The 3,930-nt window shown below is 52.8% G+C and carries 3 protein-coding genes; all 3 read right to left on the bottom strand.

The window, feature by feature from the left end; genetic code table 11:
- Positions 1–2,364 (bottom strand): phenylalanine--tRNA ligase subunit beta (gene pheT, locus ABYP33_RS17725; RefSeq protein ID WP_373092532.1); only part of this gene is annotated, 2,364 nt, incomplete at its 3' end.
- Positions 2,365–2,398: 34 nt separating this feature from the next.
- Positions 2,399–3,415, bottom strand: coding sequence for a phenylalanine--tRNA ligase subunit alpha (pheS, locus tag ABYP33_RS17720; protein WP_373092531.1), 1,017 nt, complete (start codon positions 3,413–3,415; stop codon positions 2,399–2,401).
- Positions 3,416–3,563: 148 nt separating this feature from the next.
- On the bottom strand, positions 3,564–3,920 hold the full coding sequence (gene rplT, locus ABYP33_RS17715; protein WP_008247192.1) for a 50S ribosomal protein L20: 357 nt from the start codon (positions 3,918–3,920) through the stop codon (positions 3,564–3,566).
- Positions 3,921–3,930 lie beyond the last annotated feature (10 nt).

Below are 3,930 nucleotides of genomic sequence, written 5' to 3'. Positions count from 1 at the left end.
GTTCCTTAAACTTGCGCCAAATGCCTCCTGCAAGGTTTGCACAACTGCCGCAACAGATTGATTAACCTCTTCCTCATTCAGAGTGCGTGATGAATGCCTGAACGTCAAGCCCACAGCCAAACTTTTTCTTTCAGGATCAATACCTTTACCCTGATAGAGGTCAAACAGCTTCAAGTCAATGAGGCAATCCCCTGCCGCGCCTCTAATTGCCTGCAACACATCGCCTGCCGGTAATTCGCGCGCAACGATCAAGGCCAGATCCCGGCGCACCTCCGGGAATTTAGACAATTCGCTAAATTTGGGCACGTCGCGAGCCAATACTGGCTGCTGATCAATTTCAAACAAATACACCGGATTGACCATATCCCACTGGGCTTGCAAGCTGGGATGCAGAGCGCCAACGCGGCCAATTAGCACTTTATCGCAAAACACATCGGCGCACTGGCCTGGGTGTAAGGCCGTATAGTTGCCAGGCGCGAAGGTGATTTCACCAGCAGCAACAGACAGCAAGCTCTCTAAATCACCTTTGAGATCGTAAAAATCAACTAATTCGCCGTTTTCATTCCAGCTTTCAGCGGTGCGCCGACCAGTAATGAGTGCCGCTAAGGTTGGAATTTGCTGCAAACCCTCATCGCCCTTCACAAAACGCTGACCCGCTTCAAAGAGGCGAATACGCGGCTGCTGACGCTTGGCATTATGCATGGCGGTTTTAATCAAACCGGGCAATAAACTGGTGCGCATAACCGACATGTCGGCAGAAATTGGGTTGAGTAGCTCAACCCCTTCCACACCCTCGGCCATCGCCTTATGCATTGCGGGATCAATAAAACTGTAAGTCACCGCCTCTTGATAGCCACGGCCAACCAATTGCTGACGAAGCGCGCTCAGGCTGCGCTTGCTTTCCGTAGCTGGGCGAATAGTCAACGCGTCTTGAATCGGCCGCACCGGTAGGCGGTTATAACCGTATATACGGGCCAACTCTTCGAGTAAATCGACTTCAATGGCGATATCAAAACGCCAGCTCGGCGCAGTCACTTCCCAGCCACCGTCAACACGCGTTAACGTCAAACCTAAACCCGCCAGAATAGATTCTACGTCGCTGGCAGCCATGTCCATGCCCAGCACCTTGGCAATGCGCTTTTCACGCAGCAGAATCGCCTTGCGCTCAGGCATGGGCGCTGAGTCGACAACTAATACTGGCCCTGGCTCACCGCCACATATAGCAACAATCAGCGCTGTAGCGCGCTCTATTGCCCGTGCAGGTAGTTCGAAATCAACGCCGCGCTCAAAGCGATGCGAGGAATCGGTGTGCAAACCGTAAGAGCGCGCCCGGCCTGCCAATAGATCAGGCGTAAAGAAGGCCGCTTCTAAAAAGAGACTCTGAGTCGCAGAAGTCACCGAGGACACTTCACCACCCATAATACCGGCCAGTGCCAGGGGTTGCTGTTCGTCGGCGATTAGCAAACTGCCTTCACGCAGGGTCAGCGTTTGGCCGTCAAGCAATTCCAAAGACTCATCAGCCGTTGAGTGTCTCACGACTACCCCACCGCTGAGTTTATCTACGTCAAAGGCGTGCATGGGCTGACCCAATTCCACCAGAACGAAATTGGTGACATCCACCACCGCGTCGATACTGCGCAAACCACAGCGGCGCAGTTTTTCTTGCAGCCATAGCGGGCTGGGCTTAGATACATCAACATTGCGAATAACGCGGCCCACATAACGAGGGCAATCTGCACCCGCCTCAACCCGAATTGGTAATTTGCTGTCGTTGACTGCTGCCACTGGCGCGATATCTAAATCGGTAAAAGCCATGCCATTGAGCACGGCGGATTCCCGGGCAATACCGCGAACACTCAAGCAGTCGGCGCGGTTCGGGGTTAAGCCCAGCTCGATGATTGAATCGCTTAAACCCAAAAATACGCGAATATCCTCGCCGACGGGCGCATCTAGAGGCAGCTCCATCAGGCCACCGGATTTCTCCGCCAAACCCAACTCTTCTTCGGCGCAAAGCATGCCGAAAGACTCAACGCCCCGCAGCTTGGCTTTTTTAATTTTGAAATCACCTGGAAGTACCGCACCCAAGATCGCCAGCGGTACTTTTATACCGGGACGCGCATTGGCGGCGCCGCAAACAATCTGCACTTCTTCGCTGCCAGCATTAACGCGACAAACCTGTAGCTTTTCCGCATCCGGATGCGGCGCCGTCGCCAAAATTTCAGCCACTACAACACCAGAGAATACACCGGCTACCGGATCAATGGCATCCACTTCTAAACCGGCCATGGTAATTTGCGCCGCTAACTCGTCGGTGCCGACTGCTGGGTTAACCCACTCGCGCAACCACTGTTCACTAAATTTCATATGCTATCCGTTTTGAAAATTGTCGCTGAGACTGTTATCTAAATTGACCGAGGAAACGCAGGTCATTCTCAAAAAACAGACGCAAATCGTTCACGCCATAACGCAACATAGCCAAGCGCTCAACGCCCATACCAAAGGCGAAACCAGTGAAGCGCTCGGTGTCGATATTCACGTGCTCAAACACTTGGGGATGAACCATGCCGCAGCCCATAACCTCCAGCCAGCCGGTTTGGCTGCATACGCGGCAGCCCTCGCCATTACACATCACACATTCAATATCCACTTCCGCCGACGGCTCGGTAAAGGGGAAATAAGACGGACGGAAACGCACATTTAGCTCTTTCTCAAAGAAGCTGCGCAAAAATGCTTCAACCAAGCCCTTGAGGTCGGCAAAGCTGGACTCTTCGCTGATCAACAGCCCTTCAACCTGATGAAACATCGGGGTATGGGTTAAGTCAGAGTCGCAGCGGTATACGCGGCCCGGACAAATCACTTTTAACGGTGGCTCAGTGCTTTCCATCACTCGCACCTGTACCGGCGAGGTGTGGGTACGCAAAACCGTGGATTCGTCGACGTAGAAGGTATCGTGCATCGCCCGTGCAGGGTGATGAGCGGGAATATTGAGGGCTTCAAAGTTGTGATAGTCGTCTTCAATCTCGGGGCCTTCAACCACCTCAAAGCCAATGCTTTCGAAAAAGGCACTGATACGCTCAATGGTGCGGGTTACCGGGTGTAGTCCACCAGCTTGCTGACCGCGTCCAGACAGGGTCACGTCAATTTTTTCAGCTTCAAGCCGTGCATTTACCGCAGCCAGATCCAAAAGCTGCTTGGCATCCGCAATCTGCGTTGACAGCGCCTCTTTCACGCGGTTGATCTCAGCACCCGCAGCGGGACGCTCTTCGGCAGACAGCTTGCCAAGGCCCTTTAGCAGCGCCGTGATGTGACCTTTCTTACCAAGATACTCAACCCGCACCTGATCTAAGGTTGGCGCGTCTGTGGCGGCACTGATTTTTGCCACAGCTTCAGCCGCAAGCCCTTCTAGATTTTCCATGCTGCGCTCCCAATCTCCGCGCTAACGCCCCGCTGCACAGCAGCGAGGCTAAATTTACTGTGTCAGAAACAAAATAGGGAAAGGGCACAAGCCCTTTCCCTATAATAAAACAAAGCTATATGGCCGCTACGCAACGGCCTATCGCTTTTTAAGCTAAGGCTGTTTTCGCGCGTTCTACGATAACAGCAAAGGCTTCTTTGTCATGTACGGCCAAATCGGCCAATACGCGACGGTCTAAAGCGATATCTGCTTTTTTCAAACCGGCGATCAACCGGCTATAGCTCAGGCCATTAGCACGTGATCCAGCGTTAATACGCGTGATCCACAAAGCGCGGAAAACACGTTTCTTGGCACGACGGTCACGGTAAGCGTACTGACCCGCTTTAATTACCGCTTGTTTTGCAACACGGTAAATACGTGAACGGGCACCATAGTAACCCTTGGCTTGTTTCAGAATCTTTTTATGACGACGGTGTGCGGTCACACCACGTTTTACGCGGGGCATAGAATATTCC

The organism is Zhongshania sp. (assembly GCF_041584495.1).
Classification (GTDB): Bacteria; Pseudomonadota; Gammaproteobacteria; order Pseudomonadales; family Spongiibacteraceae; genus Spongiibacter.
Note: the sequence above shows the minus strand (reverse complement) of the source record. Positions and strands in the feature narration are given on the sequence as shown.